The sequence below is a fragment of the Paenibacillus sp. G34 genome (assembly GCF_056856875.1).
In genome coordinates this window covers 4,973,759-5,000,348 of the sequence record NZ_CM166469.1, presented here as the reverse complement: position 1 = coordinate 5,000,348, position 26,590 = coordinate 4,973,759, and the positions used below count along the sequence as shown (strand labels likewise).

Here is a 26,590-nt window from a genome sequence, read left to right as displayed (position 1 = left end):
GAAGAAGTTGCAAGTCAGGCCGGGTATGGGTTAACATTCAAATTAGTGAATGATGATTGAACCTTAAACGGGAGGGATTAGGCATGCAAGAAGTGAAGCTGGTTGTAACTTACGATGACTATGAAGACGGTGTTCGGATGGAGACGCTTCTTCGAGATTTGGCAGCGAAACCGGAAGCAGCAACGCTGGACAGCCTGATCATTGGAGATTGGGGACAAGCTTATGAAAATTCACCGCAGGAATTCAAGGATACGTTGATTGAACTTGCACCAAGTTTCCCCGCTTTGAAACAATTATTTATCGGAGACATGGAGTCTGAAGAATGCGAAGTTTCTTGGATTGTTCAGACGAATCTTGCGCCGATTTTGCAAGCTTTTCCGAATTTGACCTCGTTTGTGATTAAAGGCAGCAGCGGACTTGAACTGGAACCTCTCCAGCACGGCAAACTGGAGGAATTAATCATTATTTGCGGCGGTCTGCCCAAGAAGGTCCTGTCCGCCATCACTGCGGCAGGGCTGCCTGAATTGCGCAAGCTTGAACTCTATCTGGGGGTTGAAGATTACGGATTCGACGGTTCATTGGACGATGTGTTACCTTTGCTTGAAAAAGGACGTTTCCCTAAACTGGAGTACCTCGGTTTGAAGAACAGCGAAATTCAGGATGAGATTGCAGAGGCTGTTGCAAACGCATCGATTTTGGATCAGATTCAAGAGCTTGATCTCTCCGAAGGCACATTATCCGATGAAGGCGCAGAGGCGCTGCTTGCCAGCGATAAAATTAAACAGTTAAAACATTTGAACCTGAGCTATCACTACATGACGGATGAAGTCATGAAACGCTGGAACGAGTCAGGCATGTCCGTGGATGTTAGTGATCAGCAGGAAAGTGATGAAGAGGACTGGCGTTTCCCGATGCTGACAGAGTAACCAATGTTGGATCAAAAGCCTTTGTTATTAATTGGTAACCCGGATAATCGACGTACGGTAGGGCTGCAAGAAGCCAGAAAACAAATGGGCATGAAACCTGCGACCGTGTTGTCTTATGAGAACCTGCTACGTAGTTGGAGACAGGGGGGCAGTCTGGCTGAACTCGTGCAGTCAGACTTTGCGGCGCCGCTAATTCGACTGGATGCCCCAGGGGAAGATTGGGAGGTTGAACGCGGACTGTTACATCTCGGAGCAGCGGATTATGGCGGTTTGGGCGATAAAGTACTGAATAATTATGAACCGATCTGTAAGGGATCGAAAAACCGCGTTACAACTGATCTGCCCTCCTCCTTGCAAAAGGTAGAACGCGAGTCTTTCTCCGCCGAAGAAGCGCTCACATTAGAACAGCAATGGGGTAGAATTTATGCGCCTGCTCAATGGTTCTCGGGCTGGAAAGCTTGCCTTGCTCGAATTGTACGGGAAGCCCGAGAAGTGTGGCCTGATGTGCAATACTGGAATGATCCTGCCGAGATTGGCGTGATGTTTGATAAAAGAGCATGCCAGTTGCATCTTAGGCAACATGGAAATTCAGTGCCGCCTTTACTACCTTCCTCGGAGCCTATAGAGTGCTGGGAACTTTTGCGTGCAGCAATGGACGCTTCGAGGATGCATCGTGTTTTTGTCAAACTGGCCTATGGCTCGGGTGCTTCTGGAGTTGTTGCTTATCAGGTGAATCCAAGAACGGGTGCGGAAATGGCGGTAACAACTGTGGGTATGGAGACCCTCCAGGGCCGAACGATTTTTTATAACGAAGGTAAACTCCAGAAATATACTCGCCATGAGGAAATTCGTACGTTGTTGGACTGGATCTGTGCTGAAGGTGCACAAGTGGAGCGATGGATGCCCAAAGCCATGTTGGATCAACGGGTTTATGACATTCGTCAACTTGTGATGGCAGGACAGGCTGGTCATGCGGTCATGCGTCTTAGCCATACACCAATCACAAATCTTCATCTGCGGAATGAGCGGATGTTACCGGCAGAAGCGGGTCTCAACGAATCTCATCTGGACATGATTCAGGAGGCGGCTCTGGATACGATGAGAGCGTTCCCGAATTCATGGTCGGCAGGCATTGATGTGATGCTGACTAGCAGCATGAATCCTCGTGCGTACGTGCTGGATGTGAATCCGTTTGGAGACTTGTTATATCGAGTCAAACATCAAGGAATGAGCCCTTATGAGTGGGAAATGAAGCTTTTGCGAAAGGAGCCTGTTAGACATGCCTGATATGAACACCATTGTAGGCTCCCATGATATTGTAATGATTACACTGGATACGCTGCGATATGACGTTGCCAAGCTGGAGGAGCAACATTGCCCTAATCTGTGCGGCTCGGGTTCGTGGGAAAAACGGCATACCCCCGGCAGCTTCACATATGCTGCGCATCATGCCTTTTTTGGCGGTTTTATGCCTACACCTGCGAACACGGACAAGGCGTCTCACGTTAGATTGTTCCATTCTCGAAATACCGGACTTCAAACCCATCCTCATACCTGGTTATTTGATACACCGGATATCGTGTCGGGATTTGCTGCTGAGGGATACCGGACAATTTGTATCGGCGGTGTCATTTTTTTTACGAAAAAGAATCCCCTCGCCAAAGTGCTGCCTGGTTATTTTCAGCAAAGTTATTGGCGGATGAATTTTGGAGTCACTAACCCACGATCCACAGAAAATCAAGTAAACCATGCGTTAAAGGTGCTTCAACAGACTGCTTTAGATGAAAAGCTGTTTCTCTTCATAAACGTTTCAGCCATTCACGGCCCTAATCGCTATTTTGTGGAAGGCGCCCGGGAAGACTCGGTTGAGACACAGCGTGCTGCACTGCGATATGTCGACAAGGCATTAGGGCCGTTGTTTGAAGCGATGAGAGAGCGAGAACGGCCAGCGTTTTGCCTTGCTTTTTCTGACCATGGTACCGCCTACGGTGAAGATGGATATCACGGTCACCGTCTGGCACACGATGTGGTTTGGACAGTGCCGTACCGTGAATTTATTTTATAAGGAGGGAAGCCCGATGAGTGAGTATGCAGAGCAAACTACAGCAGGTGCCGCACAATCTGGCTCCGATTCAACAGCAACTCTTCGTGAAGTGCTGAAATTCCCTTATCGTTCTTATCTATACTCCTATCCGCATAAGACAGCGTATCGTGAGCTGAATCCCCCGATTTCATTGCAATCTTTGTGGGAAAAGGAGGATACGGAAACTTACTTTTTATACATGCATATTCCTTTCTGTGCCGCTCGTTGCGGATTTTGTAATCTGTTCACATTGCCGGACAAAAGGCAGGATAGCCATGAACAGTACGTGGGTGCACTTGAACGTCAGGCAAAACAGTGGGCGCCGATTACGTCGCGTAGACCGTATTCACGGTTTGCCATTGGCGGGGGAACCCCAACCTTGTTGAATGAGTCGCAACTCAGCCGATTGTTCGACATTGCCGAGCATACGATGGGATTGGATTCGTCGCAGGCTTCCATTTCGGTGGAGACATCCCCTGACACGGTTACGGATGGGAAACTGGGCATTTTGAAGGAACGACGAGTGGATCGAGTAAGTATGGGAATTCAGAGCTTTATTGAGGCGGAGGCCTCTGCCATCTATCGGCCGCAAAAACCGCAGGAGGTAGAGCGGGCACTGGAGAAGTTGATTCGTTATGATTTTCCGCTGTTGAATCTGGATCTGATCTACGGTTTGCCAGGTCAAACCGTGAATACGTGGATCTATTCCCTTGAACGTGTGCTGGCCTATGATCCGGGTGAAATATTTATTTATCCGTTGTATACGCGGGAGAATACAATTGTGAAGCCAGAAGATATACAACGTCAAGGGCCCGATATCCGCATGGAGCTGTACAAAGCTGCACGTGAGCTGTTAAAAAGCAAAGGATATGTACAATATTCCATGCGTAGGTTTGCGAAGGAACAGTCTTCTGCCAAAGTACTGTTACCCTACAGCTGTCAGGAAGAAGGTATGGTTGGTCTCGGATGTGGTGCTCGATCCTATACGAGCGAGGTGCACTATGCCTCAAAGTATGGTGTGACTTATAAAGCAACACAGAGCATTATTGCCGATTATGTAAACGCTGAACGCTACGACATTGCCGATTATGGCATCGTATTAAATCTTGAAGAGCAGAGACGCCGATTCATATTAAAAGCATTGCTGCATCGGGAAGGACTCCTATTGTCCGCCTACCAGGAGAGATTTGGAACTGATGTTATGTCTGATTACCCTTGGCTAAACGCATTGCTGGCAGAAGAGATGGCAAGTTTCGATGTTGATGCTGGAGGGCGAGTGCTGCGTTTGACAGAAGAGGGGCTGGGATACTCCGATGCCATAGGAGATTGGCTTATCTCTGCGAAGATTCGTGAGCAGATGGAAGGATTTGTTTTCTCATGAAAGCGACCTTATATTATCGGGGGAAGTTGTCCTCCTGTAACTATGATTGTCCTTATTGCCCGTTTAGTAAAACAGTGGATTCCAAAGAAACGCTGAATGTGGATGAACAACAGTTGCGGCAATTTGTTAACTGGGTGAGGGAACAGGAGAGTCATGGGCATCGTTTTTCTATATTTTTCAACCCCTATGGAGAAGCCTTGGTGCGGCGATGGTATCGGGAAGCGATGGTTGAATTGTCACATATGGCCCATGTGGAAAAAGTAGCAATTCAGACGAACCTGTCAGTCAAACTAGACTGGGCACGTGAGTTGCATGTGGGCAAAGCCGCCTTCTGGGCAACATATCATCCCCGTGAGACCAAAGAGACATCCTTTGTAAACCAATGTATGACTTTACGTGAGATGGGACTGTCTTTCAGTGTAGGTACGGTAGGCTTGCGCAGTGCATTTCCAGCGATAGAAAGCATGAGAAAAGCTCTGCCGGACGATGTGTATATGTGGGTTAATGCGTTCAAAGATCGGCCCGATTACTACACCCCGGACGAAATAAAGTTTCTCAAGGGAATCGACCCGTTGTTTGAGGGGAATTTGCAGGACTATGACAGTTTGGGCAAGAACTGTGCCGCAGGCTCGGATGTATTTTACGTGCAAGGCTCGGGGCATGTGAAAAGGTGTTACAAGGATCGCCGCATCATTGGTCATCTCTATCGTGACGACTTACAGGCTTTGGCGAAAGACCGACCTTGTAGTATGAAAAAATGCGGTTGTTATATCGGTTATATTCATATGCAGGATTCCCCGTTTAGAGAAACATTTGGCACAGGACTGCTGGAACGGAATCCAGCCTTCATCCATCAATAAAAACATCTTTCAGTAAGTACTTGTTCTCAAACCGAAAGGTTTGCGTGCAAGTGTACTGAAAGATGTTTTTTTGTTTTTTTTTGTTTTGTTTCGATGGGAAAAATCATGATTCTCTACTTTCAAATAGGTCTTGACTTTTTTGTTTACAAATTTAAAATATTTTTTGATTCAAGTTTGGTTCAATTTGGGTTAGTATAAATTAGGAACAAAGACCTGTTTGGTAAATGATATTAGTGTTTATAGTATCGATATATATCATATTATAGGTCTTTAGTCTTAATTGTAGGAGGGGTAAATACGTAAAAGATATTTAGTTTTACAACATTTCATTGAACCTCAGGAGGAATTCAAAGTGAAAAGAGTATCCATCAGTCAAAAATTGCTTATCGGTTTTTCATCCGTTCTATTGTTGTTGATAGCGGTTACAGCTATTTCATACTTTCAATTTGTAAGCTTGGAGAAAACGTTCACCGATTTAATAAATGATAGAACTAGCAAATTGCTGAAAATCAAAAATATGACGATTGATCTTAAATCACAACAAGTTGCTTTGAGGAATTACATCATGCAACCTAGTCAGGACAATGAGGACGCATTTCAGCAAGCATATGAAGATTACATAAAATTGAGCGAAGATTTAAAAGCGACAGTTACAAGTGCCAATATGAAACAATATCTGGCAGACTCCAGCAAATTGATGAGCCAATATTATGAAATTTCAAAAAACATAATGTCTATGACCAAGCAAGGGAATGTGGGAGAAATATCTCAGTTAATGGAGAATACAGTCCCGCCGCTTATAACTGAATTTGAAAACATTGTTGAGTCTATGGAAAACCATCAGCAAAAAGCGATGGATGAGGGGATCTCTGCAGCCAATATCCAAACCTCTAGTGTTCTTCGTTTGATCACTATCCTTGGTATCGTTTCTATTCTTATTGGCTTAGCAATTGCAATCATTATCGGTCGAGTGATTTCCAAACCTGTTCAGGCGGTTGCACAAGCTGCTGGCCGAATCGCCGAGGGTGATCTGACAGGTGAGTCGATCAAGGTCCGTAACAAAGACGAGATTGGGGAGATGGCTGAGGCGTTTAACTTGATGTCAGTTAATTTACGTGCGCTGATCCATCAGGTGAACGATGGTGCTGAACGTGTAGCAGCTTCATCGGAAGAATTAACGGCAAGTACAGAACAGACCGCTATAGCTAATGAACAAGTTGCTACGACAATGGGCGAGATTGCAGCAGGAATGGATTCGCAGGTTCGTATGGTCAGTGAAGGATTCCAAACGATGAATGAACTGGCAACCGGTTTCAGGCAAGTGGCTGAAAATACAACCGTTGTTTCGGAGCAGGCTGCAGAAGCATCTTCCCAGACGATCTCCGGTAGTGAATCCATTCGCTCAGCAGTGGGGCAGATGAATTCCATTCAGAACACGGTTTCGAGCCTTGCAGGAGTTATTGAAGAACTCAGTAAGCACTCGACAGATATTGTGAAAATGGTAGATGCAATCTCGGAAATATCTGCGCAAACGAATCTGTTATCACTTAATGCAGCCATTGAAGCAGCGAGAGCCGGGGAGCACGGGAGAGGGTTCCAGGTTGTGGCTACAGAAGTTAGGAAATTGTCAGAGCAGTCTGCACAGTCTGCAGGAGAAATCGTCGGACTTGTTTCTTCCATTGAGACAGGCATGAGAAATGCTGCGCTTTCAATGAGTGTGGTATCATCTGAGGTGCAAGAAGGAATTCAATTAGTGCATCAGGCAGGATCTACTTTTGACGAGATTCGATCTTCCGTGAGTGGAGTTGCAGGGCAGGCACAGGAGGTATCCGCTTCCATTGAACAGATGAATGCTGGTGTAGAGCAGATTAATGCCTCTATGAAATCAATTATGGACGTAACGGAGAACGCGGCTGCGGGTACAGAAGAGGTAAGTGCAACAACCGAAGAGCAATTGTCTGCAATGCAGGAGATTGCATCGGCTGCGAATGATCTTTCATCTATGGCGGAGGTATTGCAGCAGTCTGTTGCCCGTTTTAAAGTCTCTTAATTGCTCAATTTAAAGTCTCTTAACTGAGGAAAAAAATATGTGAAAGTGCCCCTACGCCATATTAATGGTTTAGGGGCATCTTTAGTTGCTAAATTCATGTCGGTGACCATCATTGTTCTGAATAGGTGTACCCTGTGTTCGAAAGTACAGATGAACTGAGGGTAAGGTATTTATCGGATGGCGACGTTGTAGGCCCTCAGCCAGCTATTGATTTGGGTCAAATAAGCAAACAATTGCGGCCCTGACATTAATTGTCCAAACCAAGGCAGATTGGAAGAGGCGTCCGGTGAAGAAGCGAGATTTCGAATCTGCACTTTGTCGATTAATGGCAAAATTGGCGATGATGGATCATCCAGTATTTCAAGCACCTGTTGCTTAACGGCTGCAAGATATTGAGGATTATGTGTCTTGGGATAAGGGCTCTTTTTACGATATAAAACATCATCAGGTAGCACACCTTCAAGTGCTTTTCGCAAAATGCCTTTCTCTCTTCCACCGGTAATTTTCATTTCCCAGGGAATGTTGAATACATATTGGATCAGACGATGATCACAATAAGGAACACGTACTTCTAATCCGGCGCCCATACTCATCCGGTCTTTGCGATCCAGCAGTGTAGGCATGAACCGAGTGATATTTAAGTAAGACATCACACGCATCTGTGCTGTCTTTCCAGTTTCACCCTTCAGTAACGGAACCTCGGCAACGGCATCCGAATATCGATCTGCAAGGTAGTCAAGTGGTCTAATCCACTCGCGAATGTCTGGAGATAACAGTCCTGCCCGCATATCAGGTGCTACAGACCAAGGGAATGTGCCTGAGTTCAGCATTTCATCCCGATGAAACCAAGGATAACCCCCAAATACTTCATCAGCAGCTTCACCAGAGATGGCGACGGTGGCTCCCTTTTTGATCTCTTTACAGAACAGGTACAAGGAAGAATCTACATCTGCCATGCCCGGCAGATCTCTTACCAGCATAGCCTGAGTAAGTGCGTGTACAAGTTCTCCATTTTCAATCTCGATCCAGTGGTGATCGGTTTTGAGCTCATCAACCATTCGCTGAATCCATGGACCATCGGCCCCGGGCTGGAAGGAATGTGCCTGGAAATGTTTGGCGTTATTCACATAATCAACCGAATACGTACTGACTTGACCTTGCCCCGTCCGGTTGTAATAATCAACAGCCAAAGCAGACAAGGCACTGGAGTCAAGGCCGCCGGATAAAAGAGAGCATACAGGAACATCGGAAGCTAACTGGCGTTCCAGCGTGTCCTGTAACAGACGACGTACTTCAGCTGCAGTCTCTTCCAGATTATGTTCGTGTTTCACGGACTCGAGTTTCCAATAGGCATAGGTTTTAATCCCGTTACGGCTAAAAATCATGGCATGGGCAGGCTTCAGTTCATGTAATGAAGAGTAAACGCCATGTCCTGGTGTTCGTGCAGGGCCCACAATAAATACTTCTGCGAGTCCCTCCGGTCCTACAGTAGCTTCCACATCCGGATGCAGAAGCAACGCTTTGGGTTCCGAACCAAAAACGAGGCTATCCTTTGTATTACTGTAGAACAGAGGCTTCACGCCAAGGCGGTCACGAGCGATGAAAACCTGTTCTCTTCCGCTGTCCCAAATGGCAAAAGCAAAGATGCCGTTAAATTTTTCTACACACACAGGACCCCACTCGATATAGGAGGCAAGTAGAACTTCGGTGTCACATTGGGTACGGAAATGGTGCCCACGCTGAAGTAACTCTTTTTTCAATTCGGGTGCATTGTATAGTTCTCCGTTATACACAACGGTATAGGAGGTATCTCCCTGTAACGCATGCATGGGCTGTGCCCCGTTCTCTGGATCCATTACGCTGAGGCGGCGATGTCCAAAAGCACAGGGGTTGGAAATCCATGTACCTGAAGCGTCGGGGCCGCGGTTCGATAAGCTATCCGTCATTCGGACGAGCAGCTCCGATTCCTGTGTCAAATCCCGATTCCACTGTACGAAGCCGGTTATACCGCACATGGTTTGTTCATCCTTTCTTGGTCGAGTCATTCATCCGTATGCTGCTAAAAATCGTAAGCAACTAGCAAATGTTGTCTTTTTCGTCAGAGGTCGTAACAAATATATGCCGAATGCAGGCATAAAATGTCTGTCCTCTTCGGAAACTACATCTAGGGATAACAGCCTTTAGCTGCCTCTGAAGGGGAGAACATGTAATGGACAGAATCAACTACTATGTGTCTGTCATGGGCCGCTCCGTCATACCCGATCCAACTACAACGTCGTATGAATGGGTGATTCAGGCAACACCGCAGGAAGCCGAACATTTACTGGGATTGCTTTATCTTATGCAGGAAAAGGAAGAAGAAGCTTTTCCCGGAATGGTATTTCCATGGCCGGATACGCCGGAACATAATGTGAACCGTGCTTATGAAGCCGTTTTGCAGCAAGTGTATCGGGAAATTTACCGCTTGGGGACACCGGAGACTAAGCATCAGATCGAACAAAGTACTTGAACAGGCAAGCTAGATGATTGGTATGAAGCAAGTGAAAGTGATCAGAACAAAAGGAGAAGATAACGATGTATGCCATTCAGGATGCTAAAATACGTAGATTAACGGAAGTGGATGGAATGTCTTGTGCTGAAGTGGAGGTACAACCGGGTAATACAGGCGATCCGTCTTTACTTGTATATGTAGCTAGGGCTCAGCCGGGGAATGAACTGCAGGTAGTGCGCATTGTGCGTAATCACTCAGATGGCGCTATCGACTGGTATAACAACAATATGCATACCGCTTTTGAAGATGCTACAGAAACAGCATTTGAAAATAGTGAGGGCATCACAGCAGAAGAGGACAAAGCACAGTTTCAAAGTAATCTGCTTGCCTTTGGTTTGCTTGGCCCAACGCTGCAGCGATATTTGATTGGTCAGGGGTAAGCAGCTAGCTTAACTTGCACAAGTGATTGTGTTACTGCAATCAGCAGCAATGGAAAGAACAAAAGATCTGAAAGATCTGAAAGTGAAGTAGGGTACAGTGAAGGGTCGAAGGACAGTAAGAAACAGGAAATGAAGTAGAGAAGCGCAAGTACAAGAGAGTAACGAGATGTATTGTGGAATTCAAGAGTAGTGATGGAAAAACCCGCCGTAGCATCACGGCGGGTTTGTTGATGAGTGAGTGCATATTTTGTTTGCGGTGGGTTAGAATGATTCAGTAATTCAGTAATATTCACGCAGAACCTGAATGCCTTTCACCACATTGTATACAAAGCTCAGGCCATAAATGATAAAGAACAAAACTACGAACCCGATCGCTGATCCCAAACTTTGGGCTGTCACAAAAAAATATAGTAACGGAATCGCCGCAAGAAACGGGAACACATGGGAGAACAGAGCACGCTTCGCGTGTCCGGCGATGTATTCATCCCTGGCCACAATCCATACAATAATGGGGAACAGGAACGGGGCAAAGAAAATGCTAAAATAGGATAGGGACGATAAAAGTTGTCTCATAAATGTTCTCTCCTTTGATGAAATTTCACATGGGTATGTATGCAAACCAATTACCCAGCTTAAGGGCTGCTGAATAAGTATGCATTTCCTATCGGTACACGTACACGTGTGCAGACATAAGTACAGGTAAAGACACAGTACAGGTACTGCTGCAAGTCCAGAAAATGTGGCAGGCATAGGATTTACATCAACAGAAATGCATAGATCCATATAGACCTAGTGTTAACAAGATGCTGTTGCGTACTGTACTGCTACTCTCTCTGAAGGCTGCAGGGACTATTGGTAGTACCGATCGATAGTACTGATTGATAGTACTCAATATTACCTCAATATGATTACCTTATTCGGCTTTTTGTTTTAGTATACATACTTATACGGTACTGGTTGTTATTAGGCTGCATTATTAATTTTTAATAAAACTATTGCTAAAAATAGAAATCGGAGTATAATAGAGATCGTGCCGAATTTTATTATACATATTTGTCTCAGTAGCTCAGCAGGATAGAGCAACGGCCTTCTAAGCCGTCGGTCGGGGGTTCGAATCCCTCCTGGGACGTCAAACAAGAAGCTTCCTTCGGGAAGCTTTTTTTGCGTTCTGGGGATGAGAACCCCGAAGGTTCGTCGGAGCATCTACATCGATAGCATTCACTTCGCAGTCTCGACTGGAAGGAGAGTATCCCTCCTGGGACGTCAAACAAGAAACTTCCTTCGGGAAGCTTTTTTGCGTTCTGGGGATGAGAACCCCAAAGGTTCGTCGGAGCATCTACATCGATAGCATTCACTTCGCAGTCTCGACTGGAAGGAGAGTATCCCTCCTGGGACGTCAAACAAGAAGCTTCCTTCGGGAAGCTTTTTTGTGTATAGGGAATGCTTCCCACACAGGGAGAATGCCGTTCTTTGGAGACAATAAGCCATTTTACAGTGAGATCGACCCTCGCTATCGTGCCGATAAAATTCTAACGATCACGAGAGAGCTTATTTGCCTTACTTTAGGCGTTTTGAAATTCTAACGATCACCAGAGAGATTATTTTCTTGATTTAGGGCATTTATTATGCTTTCTCGTGTTGATTTAACTGAATAGCGTTTCTGAGGATCGTTAGAATTGAAAAAGATTTTTTCTTCACCAAATAAGGCTTCTCGTGATCGTTAGAAAATTCAGTTCAACAAAAGGAGGTAGGATACGCTGTCTATTCCTCCGTTTAATATATACTACAGATAATATATACTACAGAGCAGTCTTCTTCCTTCTGTAAGCTCATCCTAAATACTTGATTTACACATCCTATCTATTTTTGCCTGGCTGTTGACAGGTATGGAAGCATGAAATGTAGAATGTTCTCCTTCATCGAGCGGATTTTTATGTCTGCTGATAGCGTCGCTTGATTGTTTTTTCCTATAAGTTAAATAGATTATATATATTTTATCAATAAAGTAATTTGTGCCACAATGAGGATATCAACAGTGAAAGCGACGGTGAAACAGATGAAATCAATCAATCAGTGGCAGGCAGAAGAGTATGACAATCAGCTGGCTTTTGTATCGGAGTATGGAAAAAGCCTCATCCCTTGGCTTCATCCGAAAGCAGGAGAATCCATTCTTGATCTTGGATGTGGAACCGGCGATTTAACCCATGAGATTTCCCAATTCGGCGCGGAGGTGGCAGGCATAGATGCCTCTTCTGACATGATCAATCAAGCGAAGAAAAAGTTTCCTGGGTTGGAGTTTTGGGAAGCGGATGGCCAGCAGTTTAAGACAGAGCGCCAATTTGATGCTGTTTTTTCCAACGCTGCGTTACACTGGATGCGCAATCCACAAAATGTTGTAGACTGTGTGTGGCTTGCCCTGAAGCCAAGAGGGCGATTTGTGGCCGAATTTGGCGGTAAAGGGAATGTGCAGATCATTGTGAATGCGATAGAGGAAGTACTGGAACGGCACACAGGAATCAAGGCTGCGGAGCGTAATCCATGGTATTTTCCGACGATTGCACAATACAGCACACTTTTGGAAAACAGAGGCTTTGTGGTTCGACAGGCCTATCACTATGACCGGCCTACCAAACTAGCAGAAGGGGAGGAAGGAATCATAGGCTGGTTGGCTCATTTTGGTGATGACTATTTCGAGGGGTTCAGCTCCGAGCAGGTGGAGGAATGGTGCCGGGAAATCAGCCGGATCGTGACTCCAAAACTGTGGAAAAATGATGCGATCTATGCGGATTACAAGCGCATTCGAATTGAAGCGTTTAAACCCGAAACTTAATGGGAGAATAACTGAGAAAGATTGTTATATGAATGTAATTCTCTTATTTCTCATAACTAGCAACAGCTCTTCACTACTCTCATCCCAATAAGGGTAGGCTAATCCCAATGAATCCTGAACCCCCCCAATATAAATTATCCAAAACCATGCCCTTCTTTTGTTCAGAAAAGCATGGTTTTTCCTTGTTTTTAAACTGAATATTTAAAATTTAAATATCCAAACGACAAAAATATACAAATGCGAATATATATCGTCCTAAAGACCCATATAAGTAATTTCTATATCATAATGTAAGTATTTAGAAGGAATTTGTGATATTTTGGTAGAATAATTTACCAGGGGTCAAACATCTTGCAGATTGGCGGTGAAATGGTCGAAAGTATTGCAGTACTTCTGGCAACGTGATCCCATGTGGTGAGGCATATACACGAAGAAGGAGGGCATCGCCTTGAATAAACGATTGATATCTATGTTAATGAGTTTCCTTATGGTTTTTTCCCTTATCCTGCCTGCAGCCGGAGCCGCTTCCGCGGATTCCGCAATTGAACTTGATAACACATTAAACAGCACCGAAGCAAAGCAAATGAGAGAGCTGCTTGCCGGTCGGGAAGCTCGAATTGCTGCAGATCCCTTTCTAGATAAAAGTCTGGAAGGTCTTGGTGGAGAGAACACACGGGTCATCGTTGAACTTTCCAATAAACCTGTTGCTGTAGCACAAGGCGAATCAACCCTCTCAGGAAGATCATTCACCTCCTCGATGGAAACCAAGGCTGTGACTCAAGTTGAAGACCAACAACAGTCATTTGTACATAGCCTCACTCAGAAAAAAATCAAACACGAAGTATTGGACAATTATGCATATGCCCTTAATGGTGTATCCCTTGAAGTAAAAGGGAATCAATTGGGACAATTGCTTCAAATACCAGGCGTAGTGAGTGTATACCCTGACTATGAAGTGACGCTTGCGCCAGACACAGGCGAGGTTAATCCGCATATGAAAGATACAGCGCCTTTTATCGGAGCTCCTGAAGTATGGGATCTGGGGTATAAAGGAAGAGGTGTGAAAGTCGGCGTTATTGATACCGGTATTGACTACAATCACCCGAATCTGCGCGATGCTTATAAGGGCGGATGGGATTTTGTAGATAACGATGATGATCCTTATGAAGCGACCTATCAGGAATGGAAAGCATCAGGTCAGCCTGAGCTTAATGAAAGAGGAAGCTCTTATTATACTTCTCATGGCACACACGTTTCAGGTACGGTCGCTGCTCGTGAAGCGGGAGACTATGGGGTCGTCGGGATTGCTCCTGAAGCGGATATTTATGCATACCGTGTTTTAGGGCCTTATGGTAGTGGACAGACGTCTTGGGTACTCGGCGGAATTGACCGTTCAGTAGCGGACGGAATGGATGTCATCAACCTGTCGCTTGGTGCCGAAAATAATGATCCAAGCTATGTCACTTCGGTAGCGTTGAATAATGCAATGCTGTCTGGAGTAACTGCGGTTGTATCCAGTGGTAACAGTGGGCCTAACCGTTATACTCTTGGTTCACCGGGTGCATCTGCAATGGCGATTACAGTAGGTAACTCTACAGGCCCTAGCCAGGTCATTACGGCGAACACACATTTCTGGATTGGTGAAGCAGGCGAGAAAACGGCGCCTGAGCAACAGCCAGTTCCAGAAAAGGAGCAAACTCCTGAACTGGGGAATGCTCCTGAAACACAGGAGCCGGCTGTTACACCGGTAACCGCACCAGAAGGTGAGGCGGAAGCCGCTACACCTGAAAGTGAAGTAGGAGAGGTTGCACCTGCTCAGAATAGCGGCAATGAGTCTGATGCTGATATAACGGATGCAACGTCATCTGATGAGTCACAACAAACTGCACAGCCTGAAAATGATCAAGCTTCAGCACCAGAAGCGAATATGGACAATGAAATGACGGATGAAGGTACTGCTCCAACGTCAGAGGTGGCAGAGACAACTGCACCAACATCACCTTCGAATAAGGAACAAACACCTCAGTCATTGGCCGAATCCGTGTACCGTCTGGATGTGATGGGCTGGAGTCTTGCGGCTGATCCTGAAGCAGTTTTGACAGATCGATATGATGTTGAATTTGCAGCTCTGGGTAAACCTGCAGATTTCGAAGGTAAGGATTTTACAGGCAAAGTCGCTTTGATCCAGCGCGGCGAACTCGCCTTTGTGGAGAAAATTGCCAATGCCAAAGCGGCTGGAGCCGTGGCGGTCATTGTGTATAACAATATTCCAGGACCGATTGGTGTTAGTCTTGGAGACAACTTTGATCTGATTCCGACACTCAGCATGTCGAAGGAAGATGGCGAAGTGATTAAAGCTGAACTGGATGCGGGTCAAGCAGTTGAAGTCAATTTCAGTGATATTGAACGCAGTCAGACACCTGGGGATGAGATGAGTACTTCCAGTTCCCGCGGACCTGCCAAAGTAACATTGGATATTAAACCGGATGTCGTTGCACCGGGTGCCAACATTTTGTCCACCATTCCTGCCTATGGCAAAGATGAACCTGAAGCAGATTATGCGCAAGCGTATGATCGCAAAAGTGGAACAAGCATGGCTGCACCGCACGTAGCAGGTCTCGCTGCACTCCTTCTTGAAAAGCACCCGGACTGGACTGCTTTTGATGTCAAGGTTGCTCTGATGAATAATGCCAAGATCATGGACACAGTCAAATATGACGTGTTTGATCAGGGTTCAGGGCGCATTCAAGCGGTGAAATCGATTGATCCAGCCGCTTTTGTCAAAGTTATGGATGTGACCCAGTATACGGAGAGTGGTTCCGTAGTTGAAAAAGAAAACATCACGGGAAGTATCAACTATGGCAACTTTATGAGTACGGATGAAAAAACAGTAACCAAAACGATCAAGGTTCAGGCCTTGAACGGAAGTAACGGCGAGTATACGGTGAATGTGAATCCGACTCGTACGGTGCCGGGGGTTTCTGTTGCCGTTGATAAAACTTCATTCACCTTGAATGGGGAGGAAGAGCTTGCTGTGACCATTACTGTTCCTCGTGGTGTTACAGCGCTAACTGAGGCGCAAGGTTACATTGAAATTACGAATGGAACAAATTCGTTTACTGTACCCTATGTGGCACACTTTAACGTGACATCCAGCGGAGTGAAGTACATTGAAACGGTCAAAGGGACTGCCAAAAATCCGTTTTACTATCCGTTGAAGGCAGACGGTTCACTGGATACGTTGAACGTTGCAATGGAATTCTATAATCCAATGACATTTGCACTGATTGAAATTTATAACGGCCTTGATCCTGAGGGTGGCCATTATCAAGATGGTTACATCGGCTCTATCTTTGGAAATTATTATAATTTTAATGCAAATACAAAATACACGCTGGCTTGGGATGGCCAGTATTCGGATTACACTACGGAAGAAGTCACTGATATTGCGGACGGATTGTATACAGTGGATATCACGACGATCGGTGCGGACGGAAAGACTTATAAAAAAGATACACCTCCGTTTTTGGTTAAAAAGACAGCCCCGGCAGTAACTGCTCCAGAATCACTGGAGTTCAAAGCGGAGGACGCGGTTGTGATTAACGGTACGGTGGATGATCTGTATTTCCGCGCTGCACCTGCACTGGCTAAAGGGTGGAGCATTACCCTTGATCCGACGAAAGCGCTGGAAGCTACCTACGTCGTGAAAAAGGAAGATGGCTCCACATTGAAAGAAGGCACATTTAATGTTCAGGCAGATGCCAATTTCGAATATACCTTGGAGGGTGTCGAAGGTGGTACGTATACTGTTGAGACTACGGTAAAAGACGAACAAGGTCTTAGTGGTACGGCTAGCACGACCATTACAGTGGAATCTGCGCAGACTGAACCTGAAACACCAGCTACGAAAGCACCTGGCACACCAATGTTGTCCCACAATAACGGCTTTGTGAACGGTCTGTTAGGGGGCGACTACACGGTGTCCATGAACATGTGGTGGGGTGAAAATGCAACGAGCTACAAGCTGTATGAGGATGGCGTATTGGTTGATTCGCAAAAATTGACCTATAACGCGCCTTGGGCACAGTTTGCTCAAACGAAAATTAAAGGCAAAACCAATGGCACCTACACTTATGTTGCCGAGCTAGCCAATGATAAGGGCGTTACGCGCAGTCAGACGCTGACTGTGCGGGTGACCGATGCACTGCCTGGCAAAGCGGTACTATCCCACGATAACTGGGATGTGGACGGCAATTACAAGGTGATGATGAACTTGTGGTGGGGAACGAATGCAACCGAGTATCGTCTTTATGAGAATGATGAGTTGATCGATACACAGTCACTCAAAGCGACAACACCGCTGCCCCAATTTGCTGTAACGGCAGTGAAAGGCAAAACATCTGGTACGTATACGTACCGAGCCGAGTTGGTTAACGCTGCCGGAGTGACAAACACCAATACCATTACGGTGAAGGTGAAGTAAACGCGGTAAGAGCTTGTTGTGTGAAAAAGTAAAACCTCGCTCGATTCGGCGTAAAGCCGGTGACTAGCACGACAGCGAGATATGAGAAATGGCCTCCCCTGTGCAGTGTACAGGAAGAGGCCATTTCTTGTTGTTTACTTACAGGGAGGGATGATGTTTATTTATCCAAATATAATTGGTGAATTGCAGCATTTGTCCATTCATTTCAAATTCTTCATCACTAGTCACCGTATGCTTGAACCCGTTTTGCATTAGAACTTTTTGAGATGCTATATTGCGGGTGGTCGTTTTTGCATGAACTTCTTTTATATCTAAATCAATGCTTGTTTGGAGTAATAATTTTAATGCTTGTTTCGCGATACCTTTCCCAGTGTTGATTTTTCCTACTCTATAACCGAGAAATCCTATTTTATTAGAAAAGTTGATATCCACTAAATTTATTCTTCCAAGAATAGAACGATTTTCATCTTTTATTAAATAAAAATATGAGAGCCCTTTAGCTTGCTCATCAAGCAACATTTCAGTTTTCACTCTAAAAACCTCAGGTCTGTAATAATCATCTCCTCGAGATGGTATCATTTCCTCGAAAAAAGTTCTGTTTTCAATTTCAAATTCATATAGGTTTTCAAAGTCTGTGTCTTTTAACTTCTCAATGACGAGTTTCATGATTCCTCCTCCAAATAACTAAAAGTAAATACTACAAAGTTGCTTATGTAAATCAGATTGAAGCTATGGTTCGAACGAATATATGTTGACCTCGCAACTTCTATTTTATTGCAATTAAGTTTTATATAGCTAGTATAACACTTATGTTTCGGTAAGGTATTTTCAGGGAATGGCTCCTGTAAAGGAGTCTAATCAGATTTTGTTTTCTGGAAAAGTAAAACCCTCGCTTGTCCGGCATAAAGCCGGTGAACAGGGCGACAGCGAGATATGAGAAATGGCCTCCCCTGTGCAGTGTACAGGAAGAGGACATTTCTTGTTGTTTACTTACAGGGAGGAATCCAGAACCGTTCTCCTGGTGGTATATTTTCAAAACTAAGAAACCGTTCGGTTTTTGCTCGCCTGGAGTCCTGTCATGAGCAGAGCAATCGCAAGCAGAACCTGTACGAGCAGCGGGAGAGTCCATCCGTTGGTCCAGTCATGCATTAAACCAAATAGTAATGGACCTCCTGCGGCAAGCATATAACCGAAGGATTGAGCCATCCCGGAAAGACTCGCAGCCTCTCGCGCATGATTGGTGCGAAGAACAAAAAACATTGTAACCAGACCAAATGAGGCTCCGGCACCAATACCGGCTAGAGCAACCCCGATTGTGACGAGGGTAGGTACATCGCTGAAAAGTAACGCATATCCGATAATGAGACACAAACACGTTATGGTGGTTAGTGTTCGCTGATCTTGTGTTTTTCCGGCTAGGATCGGAACAATAAAAGTAGCAGGTACGCTAATCATCTGCATCAGAGACAACATCCAGCCAGCCGAAGCAGCACTGAATCCCTGATCCGCGAGAATCTCGGGAAGCCACGTTATCGTTGTATAAAAGATTAACGACTGGATGCCCATGAAAAACGTTACGAACCAAGCGAGAGAAGAGGTGCGTAAGCGTGCGGGTGCGTTTTCGCTCTGAGAAGTAACATATAACATCTGTTTGCGTCCTCTCCCAGCCCGTGGAAGCCATAAAACAATAGCTAGCAGGGACAGAATGGCCCACATCCCTAATGAAGCCCTCCAGCCAAGCGGGGCGGTTGTTGCCACGGGGACACTGAGGCCTGAGGAGATCGAAGCAAACATGTTCATCGACACTGAGTACAGTCCGGTGACGATGCCAACACGTAACGGGAAATCGCGTTTGATCAGACTCGGCAGAAGTACATTGCTAAGGGCGATACCACATCCCAAAATAGCTGTCCCCGCATATAGAGCCAGAACGGAAGGAAGTAAGCGTAAAGCGATTCCGCCAGTAACAATAATTACAGCAAGCAGCAGGGCGGTCTCCAGCCCAAAACGTTTCGCAAGACGAGGAGCAAAAGGTGAAACAGCTGCAAAAGCAATCAAAGGCAGTGAGGTTAGCAGACCCGCCATAGTATGGCCAATCCCTGTGTCGGAGCGAATCAAGTCCACGACAGGGCCAGTGGCTGTGATGGGTGACCGCATGGTAGCGGCGATGACGATAATTCCAGCGAGTGACATCCCGAGTTTTTGAGAGGTTTGTTGGGAATGTTTATCTCCCCCGGAAGCGATGGAATGCTGCTGTTGTGTAGGTGATGGCATAATTAATCTCCTGTTTCTAGTAAGTTGAGTGGATGGTGCTTAAGTTTGTTTTGTTGGGATAATCCGACGAACACTTTAGTCCAATGGAATAAGAGCAAGAACGGATGCACAATTAGATCTCACGTTAACAATTAATTGTTGATTAGGAGTCGAACTGGTGTAAGCAAGCAAAAAACCTGGAACGAAAGGATGATTCCAAAAACCTCATTTTACAATAACTTGCTTTTACGTCGATGGAGATGACCATGGATGTGGTGAAAGAGATAGATGGAACTTATTAAAGTGAATTATTTAGAACGCCTTAGTATGTGTCTGAATTTAGATAAAAAAATCAAATAGTAAAAACAATGCAAAGATGTACAGGTGAACAATAAGTCACAATGAAGTGAAGATATTAGTCGTCAGCCAGTCACTAAGTATAACCTTAAAAGGGATTGATACGTGAAGTAATATGTATGGATTGGCACAACATCCATTAAGTAAGCATAACATTGTGTGTCAATATGGGGCAATGAAATGTAAAACTTAACAGATGTGTGTCTCTAGCTCAAGTCGAATGATATATAGTAGAGAATTAGTGAAGTAGAGAATTATTAGAGGAATGTTCTGGCTGGATGAATAAGAGCACGCGTGATTTTAGTGGGTCAGTGGGGCGAAAGAGTGATATAAAGTGGGAAGATGCGATTAAGACTGGATAATGAAAGATTAACTGGATAAAAAAATAGATAAGAGGTAATGAAAGAATAAAGGTAATAGAAAAACGCAGGTGTGAGTTAGCAGAGGGAGGGGCATCAGAAAGAGAGGAAGGAAGAAGAAAAGAGCAGGGTCAGCAAGAATAAGCGTGTGGAGGCCGTGTGTGGAACAAATACTGTATTCGAAGAGTGTGTAAAACTCTCGGGAATTGAAAGATAATCTCTCAGCGTACTTAAATCTTAAAAAAGATATACAATGTACAACGCATTCTAGAACAGGGCATGACATCCTATAGCTTCAAACTAGGTGCTGAATTCTAACGATCACGAGAAACCTTATTCGGAGGAAAAAGAGTCTTTTCCAATTCTAACGATCCTCAGGAACGCTATTTAGTCCATATCGCACGAAAAAGTACAAAAAAAGCACGACATTTAGGGAATAAGCTCTCTGGTGATCGTTAGAATTTTAAAGTGGTTAAAATGAGGCAAATAAGCTCTCTGGTGATCGTTAGAGTTTTCTGGAACGACGATGAGAGGGGGGGGGGGGGCGATCTCATTATATACTGGACTATTTGCTATCAGGAACGGCATTCTCACTTTAGTTAAAGCTAAGAGCTTGAAGTTTATAAGGCAGCAAAGCAAGTCCCGCAAAGCTAATGATTCAAAAGAACATTGTGCGGATACTCTCCTTCCAGTCGAGACTGCGAAGTGAATGCTCTCGATGCGGATGCTCCGACGAACCCTTGGGGTTCTCATCCCCCGAACGCAAAAAAGCTTCCCGAAGGAAGCTTCTTGTTTGAACGTCCCAGGAGGGATACTCTCCTTTCAGTCGAGACTGCGAAGTGAATGCTCTCGATGCGGATGCTCCGACGAACCCTTGGGGTTCTCATCCCCAGAACGCAAAAAAAGCTTCCCGAAGGAAGCTTCTTGTTTGAACGTCCCAGGAGGGATACTCTCCTTCCAGTCGAGACTGCGAAGTGAATGCTCTCGATGCGGATGCTCCGACGAACCCTTGGGGTTCTCATCCCCAGAACGCAAAAAAAGCTTCCCGAAGGAGGCTTCTTGTTTGAACGTCCCAGGAGGGATTCGAACCCCCGACCGACGGCTTAGAAGGCCGTTGCTCTATCCTGCTGAGCTACTGAGACATGAAATTTTTCAAGCAAAAATGATTTTATCATAAATAAAAAATAATATCAAATGTTTTATTTCAGGCTCATTTTCGTATATGATATTTGGCGGCTGCAACGTTTTTTTCTTTCTAATTAGGGTTATGTTAGAATATCAGAAGAACTCAGACAATAGATCCATATTTCGTTGATATATATCTATTCATGGTCGATTCCAGCTGGAGATTCAGGAAGAGAGGAGGTGCCCCTATCAAGGAATCCAGGACCCCGGAGACTGAACAAAATAACAATATTGTACTGTTTCCAAAAACGCTTGACTATTATCAAATACAACTGACGGTTATGCTTGAAAATGAACGTTACGGTGAAGCAATGGAATTGCTTCGCTTTTTGTTGCAATGCCAAGGACAGGAAGAACGTCATTATGATGAGTGGAGAGCATTACTCGAATGGCTACAGGCAGCATTTCCTCAATATGAAGAGATGGAAATGCCGGCAATTCGTCAAGAAGAGGAAGAGGACGTCAGTGAGGAAGACATGGCAAGGCAGCATGCCAAGTTGAAACTTGCACAGGACGATGGTTATGTTGATAAGCTTCTTCGTACCGTTATGGAAGGGCCACTGTCTGAGCAGACGATGCTGGCACTCGAGCAACTGGCCTTTTTGGACGTTCCAAAAGTGGATGAAGAACTGATCCAGTGGTTGCAAAATAAAGCACTCCATCCTTTATTACAGTTCAGAGTGATGCAAACCTTACGTCGCCGAGGGGTGCAGGATATCGTACGGTTCACAAGAGGCGAGGAAGATGTAGAAATTGAAATCGCTGATGTTCCGCTTAAACCGGAAGAATTCCCGCTACAGATTGTACAGATTTTGGAACGAGTGGCAGACCAGACGGAGGTTCATGAACCTACGCTCTTTTATTTTGCCCAGGAACTGTGGATACAGTATGTTATGGCAGTATATGGAACACGTGATTACCAGTCTATGCTGGAGCAAAATGATGCTATGGCCGACATTTGGGCTGCTGCGCTACATATGACGGTGGCAGACAGTCTTGGCGGATCGCATGATGAGGAAAATACGCGTTCAATGTATGCTGTGACTGGTGCAATGAGGTTTCGGCTTGAGCAGGCATATCGCTCTATGAAACAGTTTGTTTCTGCCGGTTTGGACGGCCATTAGAGGGCGGAAACGTTTACCTCAAACCGTATCAAGGGATTCCCCTTGAAAAAGAATGCAAACTTGTTTATACTAAAATGGTTATTTTGTACGTGATTGCCTACGTGAACATGTGAATTTTGGAGGGGAAAGTATACAATGAAAGCAACTTGGGAAAAGATAGAGAAGAACCTTGGGGTTCTTGAGGTTGAAGTCGGTGCAGAGCGCGTAACGGAAGCACTCGACAAAGCTTTTAATAAAGTGGTTAAACAAGCAAACGTACCTGGATTCCGTAAAGGTAAAGTGCCACGTCCAATCTTCGAAGCTCGTTTCGGAGTAGAGAGCCTTTATCAAGAAGCAATCGACATTTTGCTTCCTGAAGCTTACACAGAAGCGATTGATCAAACGGATATCTTCCCGGTGGATCGTCCTGATGTAGACATCGAGCAATTCGGTAAAGGACAATCCTTCAAATTCAAAGCGAAAGTAACTGTGAAACCAGAAGTTACCCTGGGTGACTACAAAGGTATCGAAGTTGCTGTAGCTAAAGGTGAAGTAACGGATGCAGAAGTGGCAGAAGAGCTGGAGCGTCTGCAACAGCGTCATGCTGAACTGGTTGTTGTTGATGAAGGTGCTGCAGCGAACGGCGATGTTGCTGTAATCGACTTCGACGGTTCTGTTGATGGTGTACCTTTCGAAGGTGGACAAGCAGAGCGTTACTCTTTGGAACTGGGTTCCAACACATTCATTCCTGGCTTTGAAGAGCAAGTAGTGGGTCTGTCCACTGGCGACTTCAAAGACGTAGAAGTAACTTTCCCAGAGAGCTACCATGCAACAGAACTTGCTGGCAAACAAGCGGTATTTAAAGTGAAAGTTCACGAAATCAAACGCAAGCAGCTTCCAGAACTGGATGATGAGTTTGCTAAAGATGTTAGCGAATTTGATACTCTTGAAGAGTACAAAGCTGATCTCAAAACACAACTGGATTCCCGTAAAGCAGACGAGTTTAAAGCTGCTCAGGAAAATGCAGTTGTAGAAAAAGTAGCTGAGAACGCTGAAGTGGACATCCCTTCTGCAATGGTTGACAGCGAAGTACAGAACATGATGCGTGATTTCGACAACCGTCTCCGCAACCAAGGGATGAACCTTGAGATGTTCTTGAGCTTTTCCGGCCAAACTCAAGCTGACTTGAGAGCTCAAATGAATGATGATGCTTCGAAACGTGTTCGTAATAACCTGGTGCTTGAAGCAGTAGGCAAAGCGGAAAACATCGAAGTTTCCGATGAAGAAGTGAACCAAGAACTCGAGAAAATGGCTGAATCTTACAAGCGTCCTGCTGAAGAGATCCGTGGCATCCTCGAAGGTAACGGTTCCCTGGACAGCCTTCGCGATGAAGTTAAATTGCGCAAAACAATCGATGTTCTCGTTGAGAACAGCAAAGTTGTTGAGCCGGTTGAAGCTCCAGCCGAAGAAGCTGCTGCAGAAGCTGACGAAAAATAAGACAAGCTGTTTGAATTTGACAGCTGTATAAACGATAAGGCACGTGAGTCATTGCGTGCCTTATTTTTAAATTATGACATCCATTTTATAGAAAAATGAGTATTGATATGGATTCTCATTAATCGTATTGCTAGGTGCCCGTTTTCCGTTGATTTCATACCTTTGATGTTGACTTGAAATAAAAAAAGTTAATACGGCATAGGATGGGTGTAATTTGCACATACATAGAAAACATGGTTAAATATGATCAGGCTAAATCGTAAACATGCCTAGGATGACGTGATTTCTGAAAAATGACATTGTCACAGGAACATGTTAAAATGATTTTGGGTTTGCTTTACATTTAGCAATGTCTAATTACATGTAGAAAAGAGGTTGGTCTCATGAGTCTGGTGCCAATGGTTGTTGAACAAACCAATCGAGGCGAGCGTTCTTACGATATATATTCACGTTTGCTGAAAGATCGCATTATTTTTCTGACCAGTGCGATTGATGACGATGTAGCCAATCTTGTCATAGCTCAGCTTTTGTTTTTGGCAGCCGACGATCCTGAGAAGGATATCAGCTTGTATATTAATTCACCTGGTGGTTCTGTTACCGCAGGGATGGGTATATACGATACGATGCAATTTATTAAGCCAGATGTATCGACCATTTGCGTAGGCATGGCAGCGAGCATGGGCTCTCTTTTGCTGACCGCAGGCGCTCCTGGCAAAAGATATGCGCTTACGAACAGTGAAGTGATGATTCACCAGCCGCTTGGCGGCGTTCAGGGACAGGCTGCGGATATTAAAATCCACGCAGAATGGATTATTAAAACTCGTCAGAAACTAAATCAAATATATGTTGATCGTACAGGTCAGCCCCTTGATAAAATTGAGCGGGATACAGACCGTGACTTTTTCATGAGTGCTGAAGAAGCGAAAACGTACGGCATTATTGACCAGGTGCTCAGCAGACCGATCAATTCCTAAAGGGGTGGTTTCATGTTTAAATTTAACGATGAGAAAGGGCAACTGAAATGCTCTTTTTGCGGTAAATCTCAGGAGCAAGTTCGGAAGCTGGTCGCTGGACCAGGCGTATACATTTGTGATGAATGTATCGAACTTTGCACTGAAATTGTTGAGGAAGAACTCGGTCACGATGAAGAGTTAGACCTGAAAGATATTCCGAAACCGAAAGAAATTCGTGATATCCTTGATCAATATGTTATTGGTCAGGAACAAGCGAAAAAATCATTGTCTGTTGCAGTGTACAACCACTACAAACGGATCAATACTCAAAGCAAGATTGAGGATGTTGAATTGTCGAAGAGTAACATTTTGCTCTTAGGACCTACGGGTTCCGGTAAAACGTTGCTTGCACAAACGATGGCGAAGATCCTGAACGTTCCTTTTGCTATTGCGGATGCAACTTCATTGACAGAAGCTGGTTATGTGGGTGAGGATGTCGAGAACATTCTGCTTAAATTGATTCAGGCGGCTGACTATGATGTAGAAAAAGCAGAGCGCGGCATTATCTATATTGATGAAATTGATAAAGTTGCACGTAAATCGGAGAACCCGTCTATTACTCGTGACGTATCCGGTGAAGGTGTTCAGCAAGCTTTGCTGAAAATTCTTGAGGGTACCGTTGCTTCCGTGCCTCCACAAGGCGGTCGTAAGCATCCACATCAAGAGTTCATTCAAATCGATACAACAAACATTTTGTTCATCTGCGGTGGTGCTTTTGATGGCCTCGAGCAAATGATCAAACGCCGGATCGGTAAAAAAGTCATTGGCTTTAATGCGGCTACGGAGCAAAAAGATTTGAAACCAGGTGAATATCTGGGTATGGTATTGCCAGAAGACCTGCTCAAATTTGGTTTGATTCCGGAATTCGTGGGCCGTCTGCCAGTGATCTCTACTTTGGAGCCACTGGATGAAGATACGTTGGTACGGATTCTGTCCGAACCGAAAAATGCACTGACGAAGCAGTATCAAAAACTGCTTGAGCTGGATAATGTCAATCTGGTGTTTGAGCCGGGTGCATTGCTAGCGATTGCCAAAGAAGCAATCAAACGTAACACGGGTGCACGTGGTTTGCGTGCAATCATTGAAGGTATCATGCTGGAAATCATGTATGAGGTGCCTTCACGTGAAGACGTAACCAGCTGTGTCATTACCGAAGAAGTAGTTGAGAAAAAAGTTGTGCCTGAACTTGGCCAATCAAAGGATGATAAGCAAGAAGAGAGTGCTTAATCAGCACATCTTCAGCTAAGCTTTGAAATATAGACTTGTCAGTTCTCCACTT

Annotated in this window: 18 protein-coding genes and 2 tRNA genes; 15 read left to right on the top strand and 5 right to left on the bottom strand. The window is 44.9% G+C overall.

The features are described from left to right. The first annotated feature begins 83 nt into the window (after nt 1–83). The 6 genes from AC1VYS_RS22640 to AC1VYS_RS22615 all read left to right on the top strand — a co-directional run bounded on the left by AC1VYS_RS22640 (nt 84) and on the right by AC1VYS_RS22615 (nt 7,300). Nucleotides 84–926 carry an STM4015 family protein gene (locus AC1VYS_RS22640; protein WP_482911561.1) on the top strand — a complete coding sequence of 281 codons (843 nt, stop codon included), beginning with the start codon at nt 84–86 and terminating at the stop codon, nt 924–926. A 3-nt stretch (nt 927–929) separates the two neighbouring features. Continuing rightward, nucleotides 930–2,213, top strand: a complete 1,284-nt coding sequence (locus tag AC1VYS_RS22635) for an STM4014 family protein (RefSeq protein WP_482911560.1) — start codon at nt 930–932, stop codon at nt 2,211–2,213. Beyond that, nucleotides 2,206–2,991 carry an STM4013/SEN3800 family hydrolase gene (locus tag AC1VYS_RS22630; RefSeq protein ID WP_482911559.1) on the top strand — a complete coding sequence of 262 codons (786 nt, stop codon included), beginning with the start codon at nt 2,206–2,208 and terminating at the stop codon, nt 2,989–2,991. Before AC1VYS_RS22635 ends, AC1VYS_RS22630 begins: the two co-directional genes overlap by 8 nt. Nucleotides 2,992–3,004: 13 nt before the next feature. Continuing rightward, nucleotides 3,005–4,390: an STM4012 family radical SAM protein gene (locus AC1VYS_RS22625; RefSeq protein ID WP_482911558.1), complete on the top strand. Its 1,386-nt coding sequence runs from the start codon at nt 3,005–3,007 to the stop codon at nt 4,388–4,390. Next, nucleotides 4,387–5,250: an STM4011 family radical SAM protein gene (locus tag AC1VYS_RS22620; protein ID WP_482911557.1), complete on the top strand. Its 864-nt coding sequence runs from the start codon at nt 4,387–4,389 to the stop codon at nt 5,248–5,250. Before AC1VYS_RS22625 ends, AC1VYS_RS22620 begins: the two co-directional genes overlap by 4 nt. Before the next feature lie 352 nt (nt 5,251–5,602). Next, nucleotides 5,603–7,300: a methyl-accepting chemotaxis protein gene (locus AC1VYS_RS22615; protein WP_482911556.1), complete on the top strand. Its 1,698-nt coding sequence runs from the start codon at nt 5,603–5,605 to the stop codon at nt 7,298–7,300. 170 nt (nt 7,301–7,470) lie between these two features. On the opposite strand, the gene asnB is transcribed toward AC1VYS_RS22615, so the two are convergent. Further along, nucleotides 7,471–9,315, bottom strand: a complete 1,845-nt coding sequence (gene asnB / locus AC1VYS_RS22610; RefSeq protein ID WP_482915095.1) for an asparagine synthase (glutamine-hydrolyzing) — start codon at nt 9,313–9,315, stop codon at nt 7,471–7,473. 194 nt (nt 9,316–9,509) lie between these two features. Between asnB and AC1VYS_RS22605 the strand changes: the two genes are divergently transcribed. Both AC1VYS_RS22605 and AC1VYS_RS22600 read left to right on the top strand, forming a co-directional pair. Continuing rightward, nucleotides 9,510–9,809 (top strand): hypothetical protein, encoded by a 300-nt coding sequence (locus tag AC1VYS_RS22605; protein ID WP_482911555.1) that lies wholly within the window; start codon nt 9,510–9,512, stop codon nt 9,807–9,809. 65 nt (nt 9,810–9,874) lie between these two features. Next, nucleotides 9,875–10,231 (top strand): hypothetical protein, encoded by a 357-nt coding sequence (locus AC1VYS_RS22600; protein WP_482911554.1) that lies wholly within the window; start codon nt 9,875–9,877, stop codon nt 10,229–10,231. 279 nt (nt 10,232–10,510) lie between these two features. On the opposite strand, the gene AC1VYS_RS22595 is transcribed toward AC1VYS_RS22600, so the two are convergent. Next, on the bottom strand, nt 10,511–10,804 hold the full coding sequence (locus AC1VYS_RS22595) for a magnetosome magnetite crystal formation protein family (protein WP_482911553.1): 294 nt from the start codon (nt 10,802–10,804) through the stop codon (nt 10,511–10,513). Between the two features lie 482 nt (nt 10,805–11,286). Between AC1VYS_RS22595 and AC1VYS_RS22590 the strand changes: the two genes are divergently transcribed. The 3 genes from AC1VYS_RS22590 (at nt 11,287) to AC1VYS_RS22580 (ending at nt 17,544) form a co-directional block, all read left to right on the top strand. Further along, nucleotides 11,287–11,360 (top strand) — tRNA-Arg (locus AC1VYS_RS22590). A gap of 906 nt (nt 11,361–12,266) precedes the next feature. Next, entirely contained in the window at nt 12,267–13,061 is a 795-nt protein-coding gene (locus tag AC1VYS_RS22585) for a class I SAM-dependent methyltransferase (protein ID WP_482911552.1), read from the top strand. A 469-nt stretch (nt 13,062–13,530) separates the two neighbouring features. Further along, a complete protein-coding gene (locus AC1VYS_RS22580) occupies nt 13,531–17,544 on the top strand; it encodes a S8 family serine peptidase (protein WP_482934412.1) in 4,014 nt (1,337 codons plus the stop codon). 138 nt (nt 17,545–17,682) lie between these two features. Here the strand turns inward: AC1VYS_RS22580 and AC1VYS_RS22575 are convergent, their stop codons facing one another. The 3 genes from AC1VYS_RS22575 to AC1VYS_RS22565 form a co-directional block, all read right to left on the bottom strand. After that, nucleotides 17,683–18,210 carry a GNAT family N-acetyltransferase gene (locus tag AC1VYS_RS22575; protein ID WP_482911550.1) on the bottom strand — a complete coding sequence of 176 codons (528 nt, stop codon included), beginning with the start codon at nt 18,208–18,210 and terminating at the stop codon, nt 17,683–17,685. Nucleotides 18,211–18,582: 372 nt separating this feature from the next. Further along, entirely contained in the window at nt 18,583–19,818 is a 1,236-nt protein-coding gene (locus tag AC1VYS_RS22570; protein ID WP_482911549.1) for a CynX/NimT family MFS transporter, read from the bottom strand. A 1,763-nt stretch (nt 19,819–21,581) separates the two neighbouring features. Further along, nucleotides 21,582–21,655 (bottom strand) — tRNA-Arg (locus AC1VYS_RS22565). Nucleotides 21,656–21,979: 324 nt separating this feature from the next. On the opposite strand from AC1VYS_RS22565, the gene AC1VYS_RS22560 reads away from it, so the two are divergent. From AC1VYS_RS22560 to clpX, 4 genes are all read left to right on the top strand, one after another. Further along, on the top strand, nt 21,980–22,822 hold the full coding sequence (locus tag AC1VYS_RS22560; RefSeq protein ID WP_482911548.1) for a hypothetical protein: 843 nt from the start codon (nt 21,980–21,982) through the stop codon (nt 22,820–22,822). A 135-nt stretch (nt 22,823–22,957) separates the two neighbouring features. Further along, the gene (gene tig / locus AC1VYS_RS22555; protein WP_482911547.1) at nt 22,958–24,298 is read left to right on the top strand and encodes a trigger factor; all 1,341 of its coding nucleotides are present in this window, start codon (nt 22,958–22,960) and stop codon (nt 24,296–24,298) included. Between the two features lie 383 nt (nt 24,299–24,681). Next, nucleotides 24,682–25,272, top strand: a complete 591-nt coding sequence (clpP, locus tag AC1VYS_RS22550; RefSeq protein WP_090919143.1) for an ATP-dependent Clp endopeptidase proteolytic subunit ClpP — start codon at nt 24,682–24,684, stop codon at nt 25,270–25,272. A gap of 12 nt (nt 25,273–25,284) precedes the next feature. Then, nucleotides 25,285–26,538: an ATP-dependent protease ATP-binding subunit ClpX gene (gene clpX / locus AC1VYS_RS22545; RefSeq protein WP_342552538.1), complete on the top strand. Its 1,254-nt coding sequence runs from the start codon at nt 25,285–25,287 to the stop codon at nt 26,536–26,538. The last annotated feature ends 52 nt before the right edge of the window (nt 26,539–26,590 follow it).